General features: G+C 66.9%; 24 protein-coding genes. 12 read left to right on the top strand and 12 right to left on the bottom strand.

Features of this window, described 5'->3' with window-relative positions:
- The first annotated feature begins 26 nt into the window (after nucleotides 1-26).
- The 5 genes from QNO10_RS10750 to QNO10_RS10730 all read left to right on the top strand — a co-directional run bounded on the left by QNO10_RS10750 (nucleotide 27) and on the right by QNO10_RS10730 (nucleotide 4,121).
- Complete coding sequence (locus tag QNO10_RS10750; RefSeq protein WP_229950303.1) at nucleotides 27-368, top strand: DivIVA domain-containing protein; 342 nt, start codon at nucleotides 27-29, stop codon at nucleotides 366-368.
- On the top strand, nucleotides 365-943 hold the full coding sequence (locus tag QNO10_RS10745; protein WP_229950306.1) for a DNA-3-methyladenine glycosylase I: 579 nt from the start codon (nucleotides 365-367) through the stop codon (nucleotides 941-943). Before QNO10_RS10750 ends, QNO10_RS10745 begins: the two co-directional genes overlap by 4 nt.
- Nucleotides 933-2,159 (top strand): hypothetical protein, encoded by a 1,227-nt coding sequence (locus tag QNO10_RS10740; RefSeq protein ID WP_229950308.1) that lies wholly within the window; start codon nucleotides 933-935, stop codon nucleotides 2,157-2,159. Before QNO10_RS10745 ends, QNO10_RS10740 begins: the two co-directional genes overlap by 11 nt.
- A 146-nt stretch (nucleotides 2,160-2,305) precedes the next feature.
- Nucleotides 2,306-2,473 (top strand): DUF3117 domain-containing protein, encoded by a 168-nt coding sequence (locus QNO10_RS10735; protein WP_146361313.1) that lies wholly within the window; start codon nucleotides 2,306-2,308, stop codon nucleotides 2,471-2,473.
- 10 nt (nucleotides 2,474-2,483) lie between these two features.
- Entirely contained in the window at nucleotides 2,484-4,121 is a 1,638-nt protein-coding gene (locus tag QNO10_RS10730) for a leucyl aminopeptidase family protein (protein WP_229950310.1), read from the top strand.
- On the opposite strand, the gene map is transcribed toward QNO10_RS10730, so the two are convergent.
- Together map and QNO10_RS10720 are read right to left on the bottom strand one after the other, a co-directional pair.
- Nucleotides 4,118-4,900: a type I methionyl aminopeptidase gene (map, locus tag QNO10_RS10725; RefSeq protein ID WP_229950312.1), complete on the bottom strand. Its 783-nt coding sequence runs from the start codon at nucleotides 4,898-4,900 to the stop codon at nucleotides 4,118-4,120. The genes QNO10_RS10730 and map overlap by 4 nt on opposite strands.
- 51 nt (nucleotides 4,901-4,951) lie before the next feature.
- Nucleotides 4,952-5,587 (bottom strand): O-methyltransferase, encoded by a 636-nt coding sequence (locus QNO10_RS10720; protein WP_229950314.1) that lies wholly within the window; start codon nucleotides 5,585-5,587, stop codon nucleotides 4,952-4,954.
- Nucleotides 5,588-5,820: 233 nt separating this feature from the next.
- On the opposite strand from QNO10_RS10720, the gene sigE reads away from it, so the two are divergent.
- From sigE to QNO10_RS10705, 3 genes are read left to right on the top strand one after another with little or no spacing between them, the layout of a single operon-like run.
- Nucleotides 5,821-6,429, top strand: a complete 609-nt coding sequence (gene sigE / locus QNO10_RS10715) for an RNA polymerase sigma factor SigE (protein ID WP_229950316.1) — start codon at nucleotides 5,821-5,823, stop codon at nucleotides 6,427-6,429.
- Between the two features lie 3 nt (nucleotides 6,430-6,432).
- Nucleotides 6,433-7,407 carry a zf-HC2 domain-containing protein gene (locus QNO10_RS10710; protein ID WP_229950318.1) on the top strand — a complete coding sequence of 325 codons (975 nt, stop codon included), beginning with the start codon at nucleotides 6,433-6,435 and terminating at the stop codon, nucleotides 7,405-7,407.
- 48 nt (nucleotides 7,408-7,455) lie between these two features.
- Nucleotides 7,456-7,917: a twin-arginine translocase TatA/TatE family subunit gene (locus tag QNO10_RS10705; protein ID WP_229950320.1), complete on the top strand. Its 462-nt coding sequence runs from the start codon at nucleotides 7,456-7,458 to the stop codon at nucleotides 7,915-7,917.
- Nucleotides 7,918-7,924: 7 nt separating this feature from the next.
- On the opposite strand, the gene QNO10_RS10700 is transcribed toward QNO10_RS10705, so the two are convergent.
- The 3 genes from QNO10_RS10700 to QNO10_RS10690 are packed head-to-tail and all read right to left on the bottom strand — an operon-like array spanning nucleotide 7,925 to nucleotide 10,980.
- Nucleotides 7,925-9,106, bottom strand: coding sequence for an Mrp/NBP35 family ATP-binding protein (locus QNO10_RS10700; RefSeq protein WP_229950322.1), 1,182 nt, complete (start codon nucleotides 9,104-9,106; stop codon nucleotides 7,925-7,927).
- Between the two features lie 4 nt (nucleotides 9,107-9,110).
- The gene (locus QNO10_RS10695; protein ID WP_229950324.1) at nucleotides 9,111-9,701 is read right to left on the bottom strand and encodes a DUF1003 domain-containing protein; all 591 of its coding nucleotides are present in this window, start codon (nucleotides 9,699-9,701) and stop codon (nucleotides 9,111-9,113) included.
- Nucleotides 9,694-10,980 carry a magnesium transporter MgtE N-terminal domain-containing protein gene (locus tag QNO10_RS10690; protein ID WP_229950326.1) on the bottom strand — a complete coding sequence of 429 codons (1,287 nt, stop codon included), beginning with the start codon at nucleotides 10,978-10,980 and terminating at the stop codon, nucleotides 9,694-9,696. Before QNO10_RS10690 ends, QNO10_RS10695 begins: the two co-directional genes overlap by 8 nt.
- A 118-nt stretch (nucleotides 10,981-11,098) precedes the next feature.
- Here QNO10_RS10690 and QNO10_RS10685 point away from each other — a divergent pair, with 118 nt between their 5' ends.
- Nucleotides 11,099-11,992 (top strand): YflT domain-containing protein, encoded by an 894-nt coding sequence (locus QNO10_RS10685; RefSeq protein ID WP_229950328.1) that lies wholly within the window; start codon nucleotides 11,099-11,101, stop codon nucleotides 11,990-11,992.
- Between the two features lie 196 nt (nucleotides 11,993-12,188).
- Here the strand turns inward: QNO10_RS10685 and QNO10_RS10680 are convergent, their stop codons facing one another.
- On the bottom strand, nucleotides 12,189-13,766 hold the full coding sequence (locus QNO10_RS10680; RefSeq protein WP_229950330.1) for an aminopeptidase P family protein: 1,578 nt from the start codon (nucleotides 13,764-13,766) through the stop codon (nucleotides 12,189-12,191).
- 103 nt (nucleotides 13,767-13,869) lie between these two features.
- On the opposite strand from QNO10_RS10680, the gene QNO10_RS10675 reads away from it, so the two are divergent.
- Entirely contained in the window at nucleotides 13,870-14,727 is an 858-nt protein-coding gene (locus QNO10_RS10675; RefSeq protein WP_229950332.1) for a PHP domain-containing protein, read from the top strand.
- A gap of 56 nt (nucleotides 14,728-14,783) precedes the next feature.
- On the opposite strand, the gene QNO10_RS10670 is transcribed toward QNO10_RS10675, so the two are convergent.
- Together QNO10_RS10670 and QNO10_RS10665 are read right to left on the bottom strand one after the other, a co-directional pair.
- Nucleotides 14,784-15,680, bottom strand: a complete 897-nt coding sequence (locus QNO10_RS10670; protein WP_229950333.1) for a DNA-methyltransferase — start codon at nucleotides 15,678-15,680, stop codon at nucleotides 14,784-14,786.
- Between the two features lie 18 nt (nucleotides 15,681-15,698).
- Nucleotides 15,699-17,333, bottom strand: a complete 1,635-nt coding sequence (locus tag QNO10_RS10665; protein ID WP_229950392.1) for a DEAD/DEAH box helicase — start codon at nucleotides 17,331-17,333, stop codon at nucleotides 15,699-15,701.
- Nucleotides 17,334-17,753: 420 nt separating this feature from the next.
- Here QNO10_RS10665 and QNO10_RS10660 point away from each other — a divergent pair, with 420 nt between their 5' ends.
- The gene (locus QNO10_RS10660) at nucleotides 17,754-18,467 is read left to right on the top strand and encodes a ferritin-like fold-containing protein (protein ID WP_229950335.1); all 714 of its coding nucleotides are present in this window, start codon (nucleotides 17,754-17,756) and stop codon (nucleotides 18,465-18,467) included.
- Between the two features lie 143 nt (nucleotides 18,468-18,610).
- On the opposite strand, the gene QNO10_RS10655 is transcribed toward QNO10_RS10660, so the two are convergent.
- From QNO10_RS10655 to QNO10_RS10645, 3 genes are read right to left on the bottom strand one after another with little or no spacing between them, the layout of a single operon-like run.
- The gene (locus tag QNO10_RS10655) at nucleotides 18,611-18,910 is read right to left on the bottom strand and encodes a poly-gamma-glutamate biosynthesis protein PgsC/CapC (protein ID WP_229950336.1); all 300 of its coding nucleotides are present in this window, start codon (nucleotides 18,908-18,910) and stop codon (nucleotides 18,611-18,613) included.
- A 5-nt stretch (nucleotides 18,911-18,915) separates the two neighbouring features.
- Nucleotides 18,916-19,140 carry a DUF3107 domain-containing protein gene (locus QNO10_RS10650; RefSeq protein WP_229950337.1) on the bottom strand — a complete coding sequence of 75 codons (225 nt, stop codon included), beginning with the start codon at nucleotides 19,138-19,140 and terminating at the stop codon, nucleotides 18,916-18,918.
- Between the two features lie 46 nt (nucleotides 19,141-19,186).
- On the bottom strand, nucleotides 19,187-19,801 hold the full coding sequence (locus QNO10_RS10645) for a TetR/AcrR family transcriptional regulator (protein WP_229950339.1): 615 nt from the start codon (nucleotides 19,799-19,801) through the stop codon (nucleotides 19,187-19,189).
- A 118-nt stretch (nucleotides 19,802-19,919) separates the two neighbouring features.
- On the opposite strand from QNO10_RS10645, the gene moeB reads away from it, so the two are divergent.
- Nucleotides 19,920-21,110, top strand: coding sequence for a molybdopterin-synthase adenylyltransferase MoeB (gene moeB / locus QNO10_RS10640; protein ID WP_229950340.1), 1,191 nt, complete (start codon nucleotides 19,920-19,922; stop codon nucleotides 21,108-21,110).
- 19 nt (nucleotides 21,111-21,129) lie between these two features.
- Here the strand turns inward: moeB and QNO10_RS10635 are convergent, their stop codons facing one another.
- On the bottom strand, nucleotides 21,130-22,455 hold the full coding sequence (locus QNO10_RS10635) for a glutamyl-tRNA reductase (protein ID WP_229950341.1): 1,326 nt from the start codon (nucleotides 22,453-22,455) through the stop codon (nucleotides 21,130-21,132).
- Nucleotides 22,456-22,538 lie beyond the last annotated feature (83 nt).

Here is a 22,538-nt window from a genome sequence, read left to right as displayed (position 1 = left end):
GCCCGCGCATCTGGCACGATTGTCCTGTGACTCTCCTGCTGGTATTCCTTTCCATCGCCGTGCTGGGTGTGGCGGCCGTGTTCGGTATCGGAAGGCTGCGCCCCGGAATCCCCGGCGCAGGCGTCATCACGGACGCCCAGGGCCTGCCGGAGCCGGATCCCCGGCTGCCGCCCGTGCTGCTGCCGGAGCACCCCGCGGCCGGTGATGTATCCCGCCTCCGGTTCTCGGTGGCCCTGCGCGGATACCGGATGGACCAGGTGGATGCGGTGCTGGACCGGCTGGCCGGCGCCCTGGCCGAACGGGACGCCCGCATCGCCCGGCTGGAGGCTGCGGGACCGGATGCCGCTCCCGGCGGAGACGCTTCATGAGCGCAGAACCAGGGGCCGACGGACGGCTGCGCTGCGGCTGGGCGCTCGCCAGTGCGGACTACCAGCACTACCACGACACCGAATGGGGGCGGGCCGTGGAGGGCGAGGCAGCCCTCTTCGAACGGTTGAGCCTTGAAGCCTTTCAATCCGGCCTGAGCTGGATCACCATCCTGCGCAAGCGGGAGGCGTTCCGTGCCGCCTTCGCCGGCTTCGAACCGCGGGCGGTGGCAGCCTTTGGCGACGCCGACCGGCAGCGCCTGCTGGCCGATGCCGGGATAGTGCGCAACGCCGCCAAAATCGATGCCGTGATCAACAATGCGCGGGCCCTTCTGGAGCTCCCTGCCAACGAAAGCCTCGGCGGCCTGCTGGCCCGGTACCGCGCCCTGGCGGACAATCCCGCGCCGAAGACCCTTGATGACGTCCCCGCAGCGACCCCGGACTCCGCCGCCCTGGCCAAGGACCTGAAAAAACGCGGTTTCCGGTTTGTAGGGCCGATTACCGCCTATGCAATGCTCCAGGCGACCGGCTACGTGAACGACCACCTCGCCGACTGCTGGGTACGCGATGGAAGCTGAAGCACCCCTGGACACGGTCCACCGGGCAAAGGCGGCGGCGGGCCGTGCCGGCGCAGCCCTGACGCGCTGGCCCTGGTATCTGCAGGTCCTTTCGCTGTGGGCAGCCGCCCGGCTCTTCTCCTGTGCGGTGCTCGCCGCCGCCGCCCGGTTCCAGCCTGCCGGACCTTGGTGGGACGCGTCGCCGTCGTACTGGGAATTCATCAATATCTGGGATGGCGAGTGGTATTCACGGATCTTCGCGGACGGCTATCCGGACAGCGTCCCGCGGGACGCGGCCGGTAACGCGGTGGAGAACGAGTGGGCCTTCTACGCGCTGTTTCCGCTGCTGGTGCGCGTGCTCGACGGTACCGGCCTGGGCTGGAATGTCCTGGCCCCGGTGGCGGCCACGGCCGCGGGTTTTGCCGCCGCGCTCGTCATCTACCGGTTGTTCCGGCTGCGTGCGGGGAAGGGCACCGCGATGTGGGCGGTGCTGTTTGTGGCCGTCTTCCCCGTGTCTCCGATCCTGCAGGTTCCGTACGCGGAGTCGCTGAACCTGCTCCTGCTCGCGGGATCGCTGTATCTGTTTGTGGCCGGCCGCTACCTCACCGCCATTCCGGTGGTGGCGCTGATGTGTCTTTCCCGGCCCGTCGGCGTTCCCTTTGCGCTCGCGGTCGGGCTGGTGCTGGCGGTTCGGTTCCTCCGCAGGCGGCAGGTCGGTTTTCCCGCCCGGCAGGCCTGGCGGCTTCTGGCTCTTGCCGGTGCGGCCGGAGTCTCGGCGCTGGCCTGGCCGGTGATCGCATGGGTGTCCACCGGAGACCTTCGCGCCTATACCGACACGGAAAGTGCCTGGCGGTTCGGCAATCTCGTGCCGTTCAAACCCTGGCTGACCATGACCGGGAACCTCTTTGGGCCGCTGTTCGGTCCCGTGGCTCTGGGAGCTTTGCTGGTGGCCGTGGCGCTCTACCTCACGTCGGAACCGGTCCGGCGGCTGGGACTGGAACTGCAGTTATGGTGCGCGGCCTATGTCCTTTATCTGCTGGTATTCCTGAATCCGCAGACAAGTACCTTCCGCCTTCTGCTTCCGCTGTTTCCGCTGGCGCTCTCCACGGCCTGGCTGAGCCGGTCCAGGGCGTACCGGGGGACCGTTGCCGCAGCGTTCGCCGTACTGCAGATTGTCTGGGTGGTATGGCTGTGGAGGTGGACGGAATTACCCGGTGGCGGGGACTATCCGCCCTAGTCTGTGGCCCGCAACACACGAAATTTCGTTTGCTGGCTACTTGTGCGGAATAATGACAGCAATTGCCGGGCGGATATTTTACTTCCAGCGGCAGCGGATTACAGGTAGTCCGGGTAAACCGGGCGCTGTGAAAGGGGAATCTCGAAATGGCTGCGATGAAACCACGGACGGGCGACGGGCCTATGGAGGTTACAAAGGAAGGGCGCAGCCTCATTTTGAGGGTGCCCATAGACGGCGGCGGACGCCTGGTGGTCGAGCTTAATGTGGAAGAAGCCGGAAAGCTGAAGGACTGCCTTCTGGGCGTTACGGGCTAGCCTTTAATCCATGCAGCTGCCTCCAAAGTCTTCAGCCAGGACCGGATCTGCTCCGGTATCGCCCTACGTCACCGCATCACTGCCGGAAGTCACTGCCCTGGCAGGGTTGAAGATGCGCACGGGCAGGGCGGAGTCCGGCACCGGACTGCAGCCTGACCCGGCTGAAGGCGTGGATATCCTCGCCGTGGCCATGACTCCGCCACCGGCCGGGTCGGGACCGGAGGACATGGACGAGGCGGCGGACCCGGTTCCGCAGCCACGGCGCGGCGCTGTCGAGGCGGCGGTCCGGTATGGGGCCGACGTCGCCGCACGCGCCCGCAGCGCCAAGGTCACCGGCAAAGCCGGCGACATCCTGGTGATCGAACCTCCCCGCGAGGACGAAGGCCTGCCCGGAAAGCTGATCTATGTGGGCGCCGGCGATGAATCTCCGGCAGAACTGCGCCGCGCCGGTGCCGGTCTTGCCCGCGCGACCATGGGTGCCCGCCGGGTCCGTGCCAGCGTCGTCGACGGTCTTGAACCGGCTGCCCAGGAAGCCTTCATTGAAGGGTTCCTGCTCGGCGGTTACCGTCCGCCCCGGTCCGGTATCACCAAGGCGCCCGCCCCCATCGCGGAGCACCTCGAGCTGACCGGCCTGGACGGGTCCGCAGCCGCACGTGCCCTCGCGACCGCACGGGCCGTCTGGACGGCACGCGACCTGACGAACACGCCGGCCGAAACAGCCACCCCGGAGTGGATCGCGGAGCAGGCCCGCGAAATAGCCGGCCGCAGCGGGCTGACCGTGCGCGTGCGCGGCGAGGACGAACTGCGTGCCGAAGGTTTTGGCGGGCTGCTGGCCGTCGGCTCCGGATCCGAGCACCCGCCCCGGCTGGTGGAAGCCGCGTACCTGCCCGACGGCGAGGACCTGCCGCACGTGGTGCTCGTCGGCAAGGGGATCACTTTTGACTCCGGCGGAATCTCGCTGAAGCCGCGGGACGCCATGATGACCATGAAGACGGATATGGCCGGTGCCGCAGCCGTACTGGCGGTGGCGGAGGCTGCGGCCGTGCTGCAGCTTCCCGTTCGGGTCACGGCCGTACTGGCCTTGGCCGAGAACGCCATCGGCGCCGCCTCCTACCGGCCCGCCGACGTCGTCACCACCTACAACGGGACCACCGTTGAGGTCGGGAATACCGACGCTGAGGGCCGCATGGTCCTCGCCGACGCCCTGGCCTACGCCGCAGCGGAACTGGCTCCGGACGTCCTGGTGGATGTGGCCACACTGACCGGTGCCGCCGCCTTGGGGCTTGGAATGCACCATGCGGCCCTGTTCGGTAATGCGCCCGGGCTGCTGGCCGGGTTGGAGGCTGCAGGCGAGAGCTCGGGCGACGCCGTGTGGCAGCTGCCGCTGGTGGCCGAGTACGGCTACGTGCTGGACTCCGATATCGCCGATGTCTCCCACATTGCGCCCGTCAAAGCGAAGTTCGGTGCCGGCGCGATTGTTGCCGCACTGTTCCTGGAGAAGTTCACCGGCGGCGTCCCGTGGGCGCATGTCGACATTGCCGGTCCGTCGCGTGCCACTAAGGACAGCCGCGAACTGACCAAGGGGGCCACCGGGTTCGGGGTGCGGCTGCTGCTGTCCTACCTTGCCGGCCTGCGCCAGGCAGGCTAGGCGGCGGGTTCCTTCGGCAGGGTGAGGATTTCCGCGCCGTCGGCGGTGATGGCCACCGTGTGTTCGCTGTGCGCCGTCATGCAGCCCGTGGCGCTGCGGAGGGTCCACCCGTCCGCATCGGTGACCAGTTCCGCGGTATCCGCCATGACCCACGGCTCCAGGGCCAGCAGCAGGCCGGGACGCAGTTTATAACCGCGGCCGGGACGCCCTGCGTTCGCAATGTGCGGGTCCTGGTGCATCGTGGATCCCACACCGTGCCCGCCGAATTCGGTATTGACCGGGTAGCCCGCCTCGGTGAGAACCGAACCGATGGCAGCGGAAAGATCGCCGATACGGGCACCGGGCCGGGCCGCTGCTATGCCGGCGGCCAGCGCCCGCTCGGTCGCATCGATCATTGCGGCATTCTTCGGTGACTGGACACCGCCCACGATGAAAGTGATGGCCGAGTCTGCAACGATTCCGCCGAGGGAGACAGCCAGGTCCAGTGTCAGCAGGTCACCGTCGGCAAGCGCGTAGTCATGCGGCAGTCCGTGAAGTACGGCGTCGTTGACCGACGTGCAGATGTAGTGCCCGAACGGCCCGCGTCCGAAGGACGGCGCATAGTCGACGTAACAGGACTTGGCACCCGCCTCGAGGATCATGGTCCTGGCCCACCGGTCGATGTCCAGCAGATTGGTGCCGGCCGCGGTGCGGCCCTTGATCGTCTGCAGGATATCTGCGACCAGGGCGCCGGTTTCCCTCGCCCGGGACAGTTCGGTTGGATTCAGGATCTCGATCATGTGGTGCCTTTCCTGGTGCCCCGCTTCCGGGCCGCCCTGGTGGAGTGGGCTCTACGCGGTCTTCACTGCCAGCAGCAGGCCGTCGCCGGTGGGGAGCAGGGCGGAGACGAGGTCTTCATTGTCACGGATGGCCTTGCCCACCTTGCGCATGGTGTTGGTGGTGGCTTCCCGCACTGCCGGGTCGGTGACCTTGCCGTGGTCCAGCGCATCGTTGACCACCAGCAGCCCGCCACGCTTGAGCAGCCGTACGGCCTGGGTGACGTAGAGCGGGAAGGAGGGCTTGTCGGCGTCGATGAACACCATGTCGTAGGCGGCATCCGTGAGGCGGGGGAGGACTTCGGCTGCCCGGCCGGAAATGGTGCGGGTGCGGTTGCCCGGAATACCCGCTTCCGCATACGCTTCCCGCGCAGCGCGGAGGTGGTCGACGTCGGAATCGATGGTGGTCAGTACCGCGTTGCGGCCAAGGCCCCGCAGCAGGCAGACGCCCGAGACGCCCGCACCGGTGCCGACTTCGACGACCGTGGTGGCCTTGCTCGCGGCGGCCAGGACGGTCAAGGCGGCACCAACACCGCTGGAGACGGCGCTGACACCCAATTCGTAGGACCGTTCACGCGCGCGGAGCAGCACCTCATCCTCGGAGGGCAGGGCCTCCGTGTAGGACCAACTGGTCTGCTTGTCGGCGCGCATGGGTTTTTTCACTTTCGGTCCGGAGGAATTCCTGCTTCTACAAGCTTAAGGGCAAGGCGGGCGTAAGCGGGTACGCACGGCCGGAGGCGCCTTGTCCCAGTACTGGAAGCGTGCTAACAGCCAACTCCCAGATTGTTGCGTAAACATTGTTAATCAGTGATGCGTGCCCGCAGCGGCACCGGTCTTGAGAGTGATCCTGGCAGTGATTCTGATCGGAAGGAAGGAGGAAGACTATGGCAACGACCCCGAATACGGCAGCCGCGGACATGGCCGCGGAATGGGTACGTCCCACTTGGGAGGAAGTGGTGGAGGCTCACTCGGCCAAGGTGTACCGGCTGGCCTATCGGTTGACCGGCAACAAGCACGACGCCGAGGACCTGACCCAGGAAGTCTTCGTCCGGGTCTTCCGCTCGCTGGCCAATTTCCAGCCCGGCACCCTGGACGGGTGGCTGCACCGGATCACCACCAACCTCTTTCTGGACCAGGCAAGGCGCCGCAGCCGGATACGTTTCGACGGCATGACCGAGGAAACCTCCAGCAAGCTGCCGAGCAACGGCCCGGGACCGGAGCGCAGCTTCGAGTTCAACAACCTCGACGTGGATATTGCCCGCGCACTGGAAGAACTGCCCCCGGATTTCCGCGCCGCCGTTGTGCTGTGCGATTTGGAGGGCCTCTCCTACGATGAAGTCGCCCGTGCGCTGGACGTCAAGCTGGGCACGGTCCGTTCCCGCATCCACCGCGGCCGCGCAATGCTGAAAGAGAAGCTTGCGCACCGGGACCCGCAGCTCCGGCCGGCTGCCCGTCCACGGCTCACGCTGCCCCGTGTCGCTGGAGCCAGCTGAGTAGTGCGACACCCCACGCGTCAGCTCCGGAACTACCTTGACGGCGAAAACTCCCCCCGGCGCCAGCAGGCCATTGAGGCACACCTCTCTCGCTGTGCCGCCTGCCGCGCTGCCCTCTCCGAAGAGCGGCGTCTGCGCAGCCGCCTGCGTTCGCTTCGGGTGCCCGATGCCGGTCCTGACCTCGCCGCCCGGATAGCCGAGAGTGCGGCTGCGGCTGCCCGGTCCGCCGGTCCTCAACCTGCCGGGCTGCAACCTGCCGGACCGCAACCTGCCGGGCTGCAACCTGCCGGGCTGAAGCCCGGGCGGCGCGCTTTGGTATCCCGGCGGAGCCATGCGTTCGCCGCTGCAGGCGCGGTGGCCGCCGCCGGGGCAGTGCTTCTTGGCGGCGCCTATATCACCGGCAGCATCCTCGAAACCCCGGTGCAGGCGGGGGCCCGCGCCGCCGTAGGGGCGGGGTGGGATGAAGTCGCCGGTAAGGGGGCCCTCGGAGCGGATCAGCTCCAGTTGCTGCGGGCACACGGCTGGGCCTGCCCCGAATTCACCGAGCTTGGACTCAGCGTGGAGTCCGCCCGTTCCCTGAGCGTTCAGGGGCGTCCCGCCGTCGAAATGATTTTAGCCGGGGACGGCGAACGGATCCGGCTCGTGGAACAGCATCCGCTGCCGGGGGAAGACCATCAGCCGGTGATCAATGCCGTGACCGGACAGACTGTTGCAGCGGATGGCTTTGCCGTGGCCGGATCGCCGGCCGGCGCAGCCGTTTTTGGGTCCGGGGAGCATCCCGGCCAGAAGGTAGTGGCCGCGGGCAGCGTCACCTACACCTTGGATTCAAGCCTGCCCGTGAAGTCGATGCCCCGTGCGGCTGAAGAGCTGTCACGCTTCGAATCCACGCGCCTGGCCCGTGCCGGTGCCGACCCTGAGCCGATGGAGCGCATAGCCCGGGGGCTCGCCATCTTCGCGCGGACCGGCTGGAGCCTCTAGGATGCCGGCAAGTGGCTCCCTGCTCCCGGGAAAAGGTAGTCTTCAAGAGTGGTAGGAATCAACGGTTACGAGTTCATCCTCCTGGCGATAATCGCCGTGGTGGTGCTGGGTCCTGAACGCCTGCCCGAATACGCCTCGCAGCTTGCCCGGCTGGTGCGGGAAGTGCGGCGGATGGCCAGCGGAGCCCGCGAACAACTGCGGGAAGAAGTTGGCCCGGAAATTGACGAGGTGGACTGGCGGAAGCTGGACCCGCGGCAATACGACCCGCGGCGCATCATCAAGGAAGCGCTGCTGGACGACTTCGACGAGGCAGCCAAACTGGTGAGCGGGCGCCCCGCGCCGGCCCCCCGGGTGCCGGCCGCTTCCGCCGCAGCTTCCCCCACACCGCAGTCCGCCGGATCCTCCACGGTCGCGCCGGCAACCGCAGCAGCTCCAGCGGCCCCTGCGGTGAAACCGCTGGAACGCCTCGCCGAGGGGCAGCCCGCCCCGTTCGACGTGGAAGCCACGTAGCCCGGTCCTAGACCGGGCTGACCCCAAGGCTCCGTCCGGCCAGGCCGCGCGGCCGGTGGGCCAGCTCCGCGGCGATCCGCCGCAGTTCCGCAGCAGCCGTGTCCGAAGCCGGGGGCACGGCTCCTTCAGCGCCGTCAGCATTAACGGCATCCGCGAGCACAACAGGCAGGCCCCCGTCACCGCCTTCGCGGAGCGCAACATCAAGCGGAATGCTGCCCAGCAAGGGAACCGGGTAGCCCAGGGTGTCTCCCAGCCGGCCGGACACCGCAGCGCCGCCGCCGGATCCGAACACCTCGAGGCGTTCACCCCCGGGCAGGGCAAGCCAGGACATGTTTTCGATGACGCCCGTGACCTTCTGGCCGGTCTGCGTCGCCACGCTGCCCGCACGTTCTGCAACGTCCGCGGCTGCGCTCTGCGGAGTGGTGACCAGCAGGATTTCCGAGCCGGGCAGGAGCTGTCCCACGGAAATGGCGATATCGCCGGTGCCGGGTGGGAGGTCGAGGAACAGGACGTCCAGGTCACCGAAGTACACATCGGTCAGGAACTGCTCCAGCGCGCGGTGCAGCATGGGTCCACGCCAGGCCACCGGCTGGTTGCCGTCCACAAACATGCCGATCGAGATGGTCTTGATGCCGTAGGCCACGGGAGGCAGGATCATCTCGTCCACCCGGGTGGGCGGACGCGTGATTCCGAGCAGGCCCGGCACAGAGAACCCGTGCACATCGGCGTCGACAATTCCCACGCGCAGTCCGAGCGAGGCCATGGCCGCCGCGAGGTTTACCGTGACGCTGGACTTGCCCACGCCGCCCTTGCCGCTGGCCACCGCGTACACACGGGTCAGCGAATCGGGGCGGTTGAAGGGGATGGTCCGCACCGGGTCGCCGCCGCGCAGCCGGTCCTTGAGCGCGTTGCGCTGCTCCGGGGTCATCACGTCGAGGTTCACGGTCACAGCGCCGACGCCGGGAACCGCAGCCAGTGCGCGTTCGACGTCGGCCGTGATGGTGCCGCGCAGCGGGCAGCCGGCAATGGTCAGCAGCACGTCGACGGCCACGCCGCCGTCGGCATCCACGTGGACGTCCTTGAGCATGCCCAGTTCGGTGATGGGCCGGCGCAGTTCCGGGTCCTGGACAGTGTCCAGGGCGCGGAGCACCTGTGCTTCCAGTCCGGAAGCCGGTTCGGATACTGGCACGGCTCTAGCGTTCCCTCCCGCCGGGATTCAGTTTCGGCATGCTGTCGGTGCTTTCCCCACTGCGGCGGCGACGGCGTGATCCGCCGTCCTCGCGGTCGTCATTGGCCTCGAGCAGCTCTTCGAGCAGGCTCCGCATTTCCGAGCGGACATAGTCGCGGGTGGCGACTTCACGCAGGGCGATCCGGAGTTCGGCGATTTCCCGCGTGAGGTATTCCGTATCCATGAGGTTGCGCTCGGCGCGTTCACGGTCCTGCCGGACGGAGACGCGGTCCCGGTCATCCTGCCGGTTCTGCGCCAGCAGCAGCAGGGGAGCGGCGTAGGAAGCCTGGAGCGAGAGCATCAGCGTCAGGACGGTAAAGCCCAGGGCAGCACTGTCAAAGCGGGCGGACTCCGGTCCCCACGTGTTCCACGCCAGCCACACGAGGCAAAAAACCGTCATGTAAACCAGGAACTGCGGAGTACCCATAAAGCGGGCAAAATTCTCCGTGGCATGCCCGAACGCGTCGGGGTTCGGGGAGAGCCGCGGCAGCCATCGGGTCCGTGCAGAGCGGGGAGTGTCGAGGCCGGTGGTTGTTGACTTGATTTTTTCAGCCATGTGTCCTTCCCTGCTGCGGTAGTGGGCCGGTTTCGTCGGAGACGCGCCAGTCGTCCGGCAACAGGTGGTCCAGCACATCGTCCACTGTTACCGCCCCGACCAGGCGTCCGCCGTCGTTGATCACCGGCAGTGAGTTCAAGTTGTAGGTGGCCAGCATCCGCGACACTTCACTGATGGTGGCGTAGTCCCGGACAGGCTCGAGGTCCGAGTCCAGGATGTTGCCCAGTGCCTCCGGCGGTGCCGAGCGCAGCAGCTGCTGGATGTGCACGACGCCGAGGTACTTGCCCGTGGGCGTTTCCAGCGGCGGGCGGCAGACATAGATGGAGGACGCGAGGGCAGGCGTGAGCTCTTCGCGGCGAACATGGGCCAGCGCCTCGGCCACGGTGGCCTCCGGCGGAAGGATGACCGGCACGGGGGTCATCAGAGACCCGGCGGTGTCCTCTTCATAGTTCAGCAGACGGCGGACGTCGCGGGCGTCTTCGGGCTCCATTAGTGCCAGGAGCTCTTCCTTCTGCTCCTCCGGCAACTCGTTGAGGAGGTCCGCGGCGTCGTCGGGGTCCATTTCCTCCAGCACATCGGCGGCACGTTCGACGTCCAGGGACTGCAGGATCTGGACCTGGTCGTCGTCGGGCAGTTCCTGCAGGACGTCTGCGAGGCGTTCGTCCTGCAGTTCGCTGGCTACTTCGATGCGGCGTTTGCCGCTCATTTCGTGCAGTGCGTCGGCGAAGTCCGCGGCCTTGAGGTCGTCGTTCTGGGCGACGAAGGATGTCGCGGCCTGGGGGCCGGTGGCATCCCAGTGGGCGATGTCCTTCCAGTCCAGGATGATCTGCTCCCCGCGGCGGCGCAGGGACCGCAGACGGGAGACCGTGCCGCCGCGGCGGACGAAAAGGTTGGAGACGTACCAGTCCCCGGCGCGGTTCTGCTCAATGGCAATGTCTTCAATGGTGGCTTCGCCGCTGCCGTCGCGCAGCTGGACGCGGCGGTCGAAGAGCTCCGCGACCACCAGCATCTCTGCTCCACGCTGTTCGAAGCGGCGAAGGTTGACCAGCCCGGTGCAGATGATCTGTCCGGGATCCATCGAGGTGATCCGGGTGAGCGGAACGAAGACACGCTTCTTTCCGGGGACCTCGACCACGATGCCCACGGCCTGGGGCGGGAGACCCGGCCCGCGGTCAAGCACGACCGCATCGCGCAGCCTGCCCAGACGGTCACCCAGGGGGTCGAAGACGTCAAGGCCCAGCAGGCGCGCAATAAAGACACGGGTTGGATTTGTAGTCACATTCTTAGGCTACTTTGTGCCCGGTCCTAACGCCGTATTAACGGGTACGCGGACGCTTTCCCGTTCACTGCCAGCGATACGTTCACCTTCTTTGGCGGGCATGCGCGAGAATGGAGCAATGTCGAACCTATTTGGTGCCACACCTCCGCGTGATGCGGGCCGCAGCCTGCCCAAGGGCGAAACGGTTGGCCGCTACACGGCCTACCTCGACGCCCAGAAGGCAGTGGATTACCTTGCCGACAACAAGTTCCCGGTTCAGCTGGTTTCGATTGTCGGCAACGAACTCAAGTCCGTGGAACGGGTGACCGGCCGCCTGACGTACCCGCGGGTTGCACTGTCCAGCGCCGCCACGGGTGCCTGGTTCGGCCTCTTTGTGGGGCTCGCCCTGATGCTGTTCGGGGGCAGCGCCGCAGCCATTTCCCTCATTCCGTCCATGGCGCTGGGCGCCGTGTTCTGGGTTCTCTTCGGTGTCCTTGCCTACGCCCTGCAGCGTGGGCGCAGGGACTTTACCTCCACCAGCCAGGTAATTGCCACCAGCTATGACGTAATCGTGGCGCCCGAGGCAGCCAACGATGCCCGCCAGCTCCTGCACCGGCTGCCGATGGTCGGCCAGGCGGGACATCCCCAGGCTCCCGCGTCGGCCCCCCGCCATGAGGCCCTGCGTCCGCCGGCCGGCGGTCCGCAGGCACCGGAACGGCCTTCGGGCTGGGCCAACCCGTATGGACAGCCTTCCCCGGACTCCGATCCCGCCGGGGAGTCCCCGGCCGGTGCCGGACGGCAGAACCCCGCAGAGGCCGACCCCGCAGGCAACACCACACCCCGGGGGCAGTTCCCCGACCTTCCGGACGGCCGCCCGCAGTACGGTGTCCGCCGGCCTGCGCAGCCGGCCCAGCAGCCGGAAGCTGCCCAGGAAGCCGTCCAGCCGGGCCAGCCGGCCCCAATCGAGCCGGCTTCGACTGAGCAGGGTTCCCACCAGCAGGACGTCCCCCGGGACGAGCAGCCCCGCCAGTAAGGCCCCGTCGGCAAGACCCTCCGTCGGGAGGCCCCGGCAAGCCTTAGGCCCCGGACGTAAAGAAGGCCCGCACCCCTTTAGGGGATGCGGGCCTTTTTCGTGTGGGCGTTTCACGCCGGTGTGGCAAACCCTGCCGCCATGCAAAAGGTCCGCATCCCTTTCGGGGATACGGACCTTTTTGCGGAGAACCGGAGGGTTAGGCGTAGATGCCGGCCATCCAGTCCTCGACGTCGCCCGGGTTGCGCGGCAGGGCGTCGCTGAGGTTTACGGGACCGTCGGCGGTGATGAGGACGTCGTCCTCGATCCGCACGCCGATTCCCCGGTATTCCTCGGGCACCGCGAGGTCGGTGTCCTTGAAGTAGAGGCCGGGCTCGATGGTGAAGACCATGCCCTCGGTGATGGTTCCGTCCAGGTACAGCTCCGCGCGGGCCTGCGCGCAGTCATGCACGTCCATGCCCAGGTGATGGCTGACGCCGTGCGGCATCCACCGGCGGTGCTGCTGGCCTTCGGGGGACAGGGCTTCCTCGAGCGGCACGGGCAGCAGGCCCCAGGCATCCAGGTTTTCAGCCAGCACCTTCACTGCTGCGGCGTGGACATCGCGGAACTTCGCCCCGGGCTTGGCGGCTTCGAATCCTGCGTCGGCGGCGTCGAGCACTGCCTGGTAGACCCGCCGCTGGACCTCGGTGTAGGTGCCGTTGACGGGCAGGGTGCGGGTGATGTCCGCGGTGTAGAGGCTTTCGGCCTCAACTCCGCCGTCCAGCAGCAGCAGGTCCCCGGCATGGACGGCGCCGTTGTTGCGGATCCAGTGCAGGACCGTGGCGTTGTTACCGGAGGCGGCAATGGTGTCGTAGCCGAGGTCATTGCCCTCTTCCCGGGCGCGGGCAAAGAAGGCGCCTTCGACGACGCGTTCGCCGCGGGGGTGGGACATGGCGCGGGGGAGTTCCTTGACCACTTCGGTGAAGCCGTTGACCGTGGCGGCCACGGCAGCCTTCATCTGCTCGATCTCCCATTCGTCCTTGACCAGGCGGAGTTCGGACAGGGCTTCGGTCAGTTCACCGTCGAGGGCATCCAGGGCGCTGAGGTCGGCGTTTTCCGGGTCCAGGGCGGTGTTGTAGCGGACGGTGTCCACCAGGGCGTCAACCATCTCGTCGACACTGCGCAGCAGGCGTACGGAGATGCCGCCGAACTGCGGGTCGCCCACGTTGTTGGTGATGGCGGTTTCTGCCTCGTCGAGGTGCCGGGTGGGCAGGCCGATCAGTGCGCTGACCTCTTCCAGGCCCAGCCGGTTCCCAATCCAGAAGGAGCCGTAGCGGGCGTTGGAGTAGAACTCGTCGCTGTCGGTTCCGGCCAGCGGCCGGAAGTACAGCACGGCGGTGTGGTTGCCGCCGTCGTCGCCGGCACCGGGTTCGGTGGGTTCCATCACCAGCACGGCATCGGGTTCGCGGTCCACGCCGAGGCCGGTCAGGTGCGCAAAGCCGGAGTGCGGCCGGAAACGATAATCGGTGTCGTTGGAGCGGACCTTCAACGGACCGGCCGGAATAACCAGCCGTTCGCCGGGGAAACGCTCGGAAAGGGTACGGCGGCGGCGGGCTGCGTACGGCGCCACGGCGTCGGCTTCGGGCAGCTCACCGGATTCCGCAGCCCAGCCGGAAGACATGAACTTCTTGAAGGCTTCCGAGGAGGGGCGCTGGGACCGGTTGTTGACCCGGTCTTCGAGCGGCTGGCCTTCGGAGGGCTCGGGCAGGGATGTCGTCGAATTCGCTTCAGTAGTCACCACTCCATCGTCTCACTGCCTCCGGGAGGGGCAAAACACCCACAGGTACCGCGGGGACTAATCCCGGGCGGGAGGCAGTGTCCGGTGCGAGTAGATTGAAAGCGTGAGAATCGACCTGCACACCCACTCCTGCGTCTCCGACGGCACCGAGCAGCCGGCCGGCGTGATCGCCTCGGCAGCGAAGGCCGGATTGGATGCCGTTGCCCTGACCGACCATGACACGACCGCGGGCTGGGACGACGCCGGAGCTGCCGCCCTGGAGCGGGGCATCACCTTTGTGCCGGGCATGGAGGTGTCCTGCCGCAGCAGCGAGGGGATCAGCGTCCATGTGCTGTCCTATCTGCACGATCCAACGCATCCTGGACTGCTCGAAGAAATTGCCAAATCCCGTGCGGCCCGGGTTACCCGGGCGGAGCTGATGGTGCAGCGGCTGGCCGAGGATTTCCCCATTGACTGGGAGGCGGTGCAGGAGCAGGTGGCGCCAGGGGCGACGATCGGGCGGCCGCACATTGCCGACGCCCTGGTGGCTGCGGGTGTGGTGCCGAACCGCTCGGCGGCGTTCAGCGGGATCCTCACGGCGAGGTCGCCGTACTTCGTGGCGCATTACGCTCCGGATCCTGCCCGCGCCGTGGAACTGATCCGGCAGGCCGGCGGAGTGCCGGTCTTCGCGCACCCCGTCGCATCCTCCCGCGGCCGCGTGGTGGGGGAGGCAATCTTCACCGAAATGATCGACGCCGGCCTCCTGGGTGTGGAAGTCAACCACCGGGACAACCCTGAGCAGGGCCGGGAATGGCTGCGCAGGCTGGCGAAGGACAATGACCTGCTGGTCACCGGTTCCAGTGATTACCACGGCACCGGGAAACCGAACCTCCTGGGCGAATTCACCACCGAACCGTCAGTGCTGGAACGTATTGCCGGGCTGGCGACCGGCACCGCCGTCGTCGGCCCCCTACCGCGGTAGGAAGCCCGGACCCAAAAGCCCGGGCCCGGACCCGAAGGTCCGGACCCGGATAAAACCTACGCCCCGGCGGCGGGCAGCGGTGATTCCGTTTCGGTGGAGACCACGGTTGCCGCGGAACCGAGCCGGCGGGCCATAACGTCGATAGCCTGCGGGTTGGCGTCCACGCAGACGAAGCGGCGGCCCAGCTTGGCTGCCACCGCTCCCAGCGTGCCCGACCCGGCAAAGAAGTCCAGGACCCAGTCGCCCTCGCGGCTGCTGGCAGCGACCGCCCGGCGCAGCAGCCCCTCGGGTTTCTGCGTGGGATACCCGGTTTTTTCCCGGCCGGTGGGGGAGACGATGGTGTGCCACCAGACATCGGTGGGCAGCTTTCCCAGTGCCACCTTTTCGGGTGTCACCAGGCCCGGGGCCATATAGGGTTCCCGGTCCACCTCGGCATTGTCGAAGTGGTACTTATCCGGGTTTTTGACATAAACCAGGATGTTGTCGTGCTTGGCCGGCCAGCGGTTCTTCGCGCGGCCGCCGTAGTCATACGCCCAGATGATTTCGTTCAGGAAACAGTCCCGGCCGAACAAGGCGTCCAGCATCACCTTGGCATAGTGCACCTCACGGTAATCGAGGTGCACGTACAGCGTGCCGTCGTCGGCCAGCAGCCGCCAGGCCTGCGCGAGCCGGGGCTCCAGGAACGCCCAGTAGTCTTCGAAGGCGTCGTCGTAGCTCGAAAGCAGCCCCTTGACCGTGCTGTAGCTGCGGCCCTTGAAACCGATCCGGTCGCCGCTGCCGTCCGCGCTGCGGACCATTGTGGTCTGCTGGCGGCGCTGGGACCTGCCTGTGTTGAAGGGCGGGTCAACGTAAATCATGGTGAAGGAGCCGTCCGGCAGGGTCGGGAGGTACTCCGCGTTATCCGCGTGTACCACCAGCGACCCGCCGTCCGGCGTCCACGAAGGGGTGCTCATTGCCGGCCTACGGTCGCGCTATTCAGCGGCCGGGCTGGTCTTGGGAACAACCTCGCCGTTGCGGCGGCGGGTCCTGCTGCGGCGCGGGCGGTCCGTGGCGGCACCGTCCGCGGCGGGTGCCGCGGCACGGGTTTCCGCCGGACGGGATTCCGGGGTCCGCACTTCAGCGGGACGGTCTCCGCCCGAACGGGAGGTGCCGCGCCGGGATCCGTCGCGGGATCCGTCGCGGGAGCCGCTGCGGGCGTTACCGCCGCGGGATCCGGCATCCCGGCTGGAACCGGAACGGCCGCCGTCGCGGGAGGAGGAGGTGCCGCGGCCGCCGGACTTGCCGGTCTCGCCGAGGTCTTCGATCTTCTCCGCATCGATGCCGGCGTGGGTGCGCTTGTTGCGGGGCAGGCGTCCCTTGGTGCCTTCGGGGATATCCAGGTCCGTGTACAGGTGCGGGGAGGAGGAGTAGGTTTCCACCGGCTCCGCCTGGTCCAGGCCCAGGGCCTTGTTGATCAGGCCCCAGCGGGGAACATCGTCCCAGTCCACGAAGGTAACGGCGGTGCCCTTGTTCCCGGCGCGGCCGGTGCGGCCCACCCGGTGCAGGTAGGTCTTCTCGTCTTCGGGGCACTGGTAATTGATCACATGGGTGACGTCGTCGACGTCGATGCCGCGGGCGGCGACGTCGGTGGCCACCAGGACGTCCACCTTTTCATTGCGGAAGGCGCGCATGGCCTGTTCGCGGGCACCCTGGCCCAGGTCGCCGTGCATTGCGGCCACGGCGAAACCGCGGTCCACCAGTTCCTCGGACAGCTTCGCGGCGGTGCGCTTGGTCTTGGTGAAGATGATGGTGCGGCCGCGTCCGCGGGACTGCAGGATGCGGGCCACGACTTCGCTCTTGTCGAGGTTGTGCGCCCGGTAGACCACCTGGCGGATGTCCTTCTTCGTCAGGCCCTCGTCGTCGGGATCAGCGGCCCGGATGTGGGTGGGCTTGGTCATGTAGCGGCGGGCCATGGAAACGACGGCGCCGGGCATGGTGGCCGAGAACAGCAGGGTCTGGCGCACGGTGGGCGTGGCAGCCATCAGCGTTTCGACGTCGGGCAGGAACCCGAGGTCCAGCATCTCGTCGGCCTCGTCGAGGACCACGATCCGCACGTTCTTCAGCGAGAGATGCTTCTTGTTGTAAAGGTCGATCAGGCGGCCCGGGGTGCCGACCACAATTTCGACGCCGGCGGCCAGGGCCTCGGTCTGCGGCTCGTAGGCGCGGCCGCCGTAGATCGTGACGATGCGGGCGCCGCGGCGCCGCGCAGCCGTGGTGAGGTCGCCCGCCACCTGGACTGCCAGTTCACGGGTGGGGACCACGATCAGGGCCTGCGGTGCGCCGGGCACGGCGAGTTCGGCGTAGCCCTTATCTTCCGGGCCCACCACGCGCTGCAGCGCGGGAATGCCGAAGCCGAGGGTCTTACCCGTACCGGTCTTCGCCTGGCCGATGATGTCGTGGCCGCTGAGGGCCACGGGCAGGGTCATCGACTGGATGGGGAAGGGGTGGGTGATGCCGGCGTCGGCGAGGGACTCGACGATGTCGGCGCGGACGCCGAAATCGGCGAAGGTCAGTTCGGGGATTTCCGCAGCCTCGGCCTTGACGGCCAGGGTGTCGGCAACCTGCAGTTCTTCGGTGCTGTCATCGGCTGTGAGGTGACGATCGTCATCAACCTGGGAAAGTTCAGTGTTCAATTAAATACCGTTCAGTTTAGGCAGCGCGGGGGCGCCAGGCTCGACGAGTGGCTGTTACAGCCCATCCCGGAGCGGATGGCACGCACACGGTGCGTCCAGCGGAAGCCGATCGCGGGCTAACAACTGCGGGCCGCCTGTGCTCCATTGGCCACAGCGGCGGCCGAAAATTCAAGATCGCGTAGGGTTTGCGGGTCTGGTCAATACAACTACTTCAAATGACAATTACAACAAATCACATGACAGACGACCGGGCATCCAGTTACTACTTTCCCAGTCTACCCGCACGGCGCTGATCGCCGCGCATCCGGGACCACGGCGCGGTCCACCGCGACGCCGGAAGGTACGCTGGCGGGTATGACTAACGGGCACCAAACGGATAATCCGGCCGCTTCCGGCGCGGCTGCACAGCACGACGGCGACACCTACCACCGGTTCCTCACGGACCTCTTCGGGGCCATCGCCTACGGTGAACTCTCGGCTTTTGAGCGCATGTCTTCCGATGCCCGGTTCTCGCCCACGCTTCACGACCGCGCCACGTTGGGGCGCCTGGCCGTGCACGAGTATGCGCATTTCGAATTGATCTGCGCCCGGCTCAGCAGCATGGGCGTGGACCCGGAAGAGGCCATGCGGCCCTTCCAGTCCTCCGTCGATGCCTTCCATGACCGCACCCGGCCGGCGGACTGGTACGAGTCCTTGATGAAGTTCTATGTCACGGACGCCATCTCCGACGATTTCTACTCCGCGGTGGCATCACGGCTGGACGCCGATACCAACAGCCTGTTCCAGGGCCTGAAGGCCACGGAGCAGCCCGGCGAGATCCTGCTCGGCAGGCTGCGGGAGGCACTGGCGGATGATCCGCGGCTCGCGTCGAGGCTGGCCCTCTGGGGCCGGCGGCTGGTGGGCGAGGCCCTGACCCAGGCCCAGCGGGTACTGATGGAGCGGGCCTTCCTGAGCGGGTTGGTTGACGACGGCGGCCAGGGTGCCGTCGATGCTGAAATCAAGTCGCTTACGGCCCAGCTGACCCGGAACCATTCAAAGCGGATGAACCTCCTCGGTCTGACCGCCTGACTCCCTGGGCGGAGCCACTTCGGCCCGGGAAAGGTTCCGGAAGCCGGGGGAGTGGGACACGAAAAGGGGCGGTGCCGAAGCACCGCCCCTTTTCGTCTATCCGCGGTTATATCCAAAGTCCAGTTGCCGGGCGCCCTTCCGGATCACATCCGCAGAATGCGCTCAGACTCCGCCGTGTCGGCCTTGGCCCGGCTGTTCCCGATCGGCACAACCGCCACCAGCGGCGCCAGGATGGCCACCGCCGCGGGGATGACCCAGCCGATCCAGTCCGATTCAAAGGAAGCGGCTCCGGCGGCCTGGAGTGCCGTCCAGGTGAGGACCGCAGCGCCCACCGAGATGCCGGGGAGCAGCAGGGCACCGTACCGGTCCCGATGGCGGTCTGCGGCCCAGACCGCGAAACCCGCGGCGACGGCGGTCAACGTAACCAGGATCAGGCTGAGCATGCGCTCTAGAGGGCCCCGAAGCCGACCCGGCGGACTTCCTCGGCACCGATTTCGACATAGCCGATGGAGGCACCGGGAACGACGATCAGCCGGCCCTTGATGTCCTTCAGCCGCAGCAGGGCGCCGCTGGCGAGGGACTGCTCCACCGCATCGGCAACCTCATCGGCGCTCTGGCCGGACTCGAAGACAATCTCGCGGGCTACATTCTGAATGCCGATTTTTACTTCCACCGTGGTGCCTCCTGTTAACGATTTCGAACTTATCGAAAAATCTACTCTAGATTTCCTTAGGGAACCGGCTGATTCCGCGCCAAGCTAAACGGTAGACCAGCTCGCTTGCCGCATCGATGTCCAGGTCACCGTCGGTTTCCAGCCAGTAGCGGGCACTGACCTGGGCCATTCCGGCGAGGGCCCGGCCCAGCAGGGTGGCCTCATGGTGGGAAAGTTTGGTGTCTTCGGCAATGACGCCGGCAATGCTGTTGGCGAAGCGGGCATTGAATTCCTCAATGCGGGCACTGACCTCGGCGTCGCTGGTGAGATCGGATTCGAAAACCATCCGGTGCCCCTGGCTGTCCTGCGCCACGAAACGGAAATAGGCACGCATGGTTTCGCGGACGCGGAGCTTGTTGTCCGTGGTGGACTTCAGCGCGGTCCCCAGAAACTCCGTCAGGGTGTTCAGGTGGTTGTCCAGCAGGGCCATGTACAGCTCCCGCTTGCCGGGGAAGTGCTGGTACAGCACGGGCTTGCTGACGTGGGCCGCTTCGGCGATCTCGTCCATCGCCGCACCATGGAAACCGTTGCTGACAAAGACCTCCTGCGCTGCGCTGAGCAGCTGCCGGCGGCGTTCCTCCCGCGGGAGTCGAACCGGTTTGCCGGCTGCCTGGTTACTCACTGGTGGACCTCTCAACAGTTCCGGAGCGCTTGAGCTGCACGGACAATGACCCTTAGTTTACCTGCGGGTATTCGATCCGATAGGTCCGCCGCCATACCCGTGGCTTAGATTGGACTTCATGACCTTAGCAAGCGCACCCGTATCCGGAGGGGAACTACCTGCGTTGGTGGCGCCCGGTCCTGAACTTACCCGCGAGGAAACCGAACGCTACTCCCGGCACCTGATCATTCCCGGCTTCGGGTCCACCGCCCAGCGGCGGCTGAAGAATGCCCGCGTGCTGGTTGTAGGAGCCGGCGGGCTCGGATCTCCGGCGCTGCTGTACCTGGCGGCCGCGGGAGTGGGCACGCTGGGAATTGTGGACGACGACGTCGTGGACGTCTCCAACCTGCAGCGCCAGGTGATTCACGGGGTATCCGACGTCGGCACGCCGAAGGCCGAGTCCGCGGCCCGGTCCGTGGCGGAACTGAATCCGCATGTCGAGGTGGTCCTGCACCGGGAGCGGCTGGACAACTCCAACGTCTTGGAGATCTTCGCCGGATATGACCTGATTGTGGACGGCACCGACAATTTCGCCACCCGCTACATGGTGAACGACGCCGCGGAAATTCTGGGCAAGCCGTACGTGTGGGGCTCGATCCTCCGCTACGACGGGCAGGTCAGCGTGTTCTGGGGCAAACACGGACCCACCTACCGGGATCTCTTCCCGCAGGCGCCTCCGGCCGGATCGGTGCCTTCCTGCGCGGAGGGCGGTGTGCTGGGTGTGCTCTGCGGGCAGATCGGTTCGGTCATGGTCAATGAGGCCATCAAGCTCATTACCGGGACAGGCCGCACCCTGCTGGGCCGGGTCCTGGTCTTCAACGCCCTGGAAATGAGCTGGCGGGAACTTCGGGTCCGGCGGGATCCGGACGCTGTTCCGGTGACGGAGTTGAGCGACTACCAGGCCTTCTGCGGCCTGACCCCGGCTGAACCTGCACCGGCAGGAGCGGAAGTGGACGTGGCAGAGCTGCGGGACCTCCTGGCCGAACGCGCCGCCGGAGCACGGGAATTCGACCTGCTGGACGTCCGCGAACCGGGCGAATACGAGATTGTGCGTATCGACGGCGCCCGGCTGGCCCCGCGCGCTTCAGTCCTGGCGGGGGAGTTCCGGCCTGACCGGGACCGGCCCGTGTATGTGCACTGCAAATCGGGCGTGCGGTCGGCGGAGGTCGCCGCCTATCTGCGCCGTGCCGGCTATCCGCAGGTTTACAACGTCACCGGCGGAATCCTGGAATGGGTACGCCGGGTGGAACCGGAGAAGCCGCTCTACTGAGCTGCCTGCGCGTAAGCCCCTACGCGGACTTCGGCTCGGCGTCGTCCTCACCGGGGGTGGGGCCGCCGTCCTTGACGGGGGCGGCCTCGCCGCGCTCCACGGTGATGCCGTACAGGGCCTCCAGGCCCCGGATGTATTCTTCCTGCTGGCCGCTGGCGGCCAGCTCGCGGGCGCGCACGGTGGGGACATGGAGCAGCTGCTTAACCATCCGGCGCATGGCGAACTCCACTTCCTGGGCGGCACCGGTACAGCCGTGCTGGGCACGGACCTTGTCCAGCTCCGATTCCAGGACATCCAGGGTGTGCCGGCGCAGGGCGACGATGGCGGAATCCATCTCGCGGCTGAGCTGCTGCTTGGAGAAGTTCCGGGCGGCGTCGGCCACGATGGTGCTCGCCTGCTTCAGCGACTCGGCCTGCTCGGCCGGTGCGGCCAGGCGGACAGACTCGAGGGTGATCAGCTCGACGCCGTCGATTTCCCGGACCTCCGGATCGAAGTCATGCGTCAGGGCAAGGTCGATGATGATCAGCGGCTTGCCGGCGGCCTCGCGGACGCGGCGGACATCTTCGGCGCTGACCTGGCTGTCGCTGCCGCTGCAGCCGATGACGACGTCGGCCCGCTTCAGGGCGGCGGGCAGGGACTCACGGGTCAAGGGTGTCCCGCCGCGTGAGGCAGTGAAGGACCCGGCCCGGTTCGAGGACGAATAGACGCTGATGTCGGTGCAGCCGCGCTCCTTGAGCAGGGCCATGGTGGCACCGGCGTAGGCGCCGGTGCCGAAAACCACTACCGACTTCCGGGACCAGTCCCGGGCTTCGGACAGATCCGTTGCCAGGCCCAGGGCAACCGACACAATGGAAAGCCCCCGTTTACCGAGGGCTGTGAGGGCACCGACGTCCTTGGCGGTGCGGGATGCAGTTTGGAATAAGCGGGTGAGGCCGCCGCTGGCGGTTCCGCTTTCCTGGGCTTCGATTAGGGCCCGGCGTACCTGGCCCGCAATTTCCCGTTCGCCCACCACGGCCGAATCCAGTCCGGCGCCGACGGCAAACAGGTGCTGGGGAACGGATTCACCGGTGTTGGTGGCAAAGGAGCGGGACACCTGCTCCTCGCTCATGCCGGAGTGCCGGCTGATCTCCGCGACAACGGCGGAACGCGCGGCTTCAATATCGGCATCAGAGGGGGTTTCGCAATACACCTCCAGCCGGTTGCAGGTAGCGAGGACCACGGAGCCGGAGACGGCGGTTCCGGAATCGACCAGCGAAGACGAGACCTCGGATGCGCCGGCGCTCAGCCGGGCGACAGTCTCCAGGTCTACGTCGGTGTGCGTAGCAATGAGGGAAAGTAGAACCACAGTAGGTCAATAGTAGCCACGCCCGGGAGGATACCTTCAATCGGCCCGGCCGGAATTACCTCTTTAAAGCTGTGAGAAGCGCC

It is taken from the genome of Arthrobacter sp. zg-Y919 (assembly GCF_030142045.1).
Taxonomy (GTDB): domain Bacteria; phylum Actinomycetota; class Actinomycetes; order Actinomycetales; family Micrococcaceae; genus Arthrobacter_B.
The sequence above is the reverse complement of the archived record's forward strand: the minus strand, read 5'-3'. Positions and strand labels throughout refer to the sequence as shown.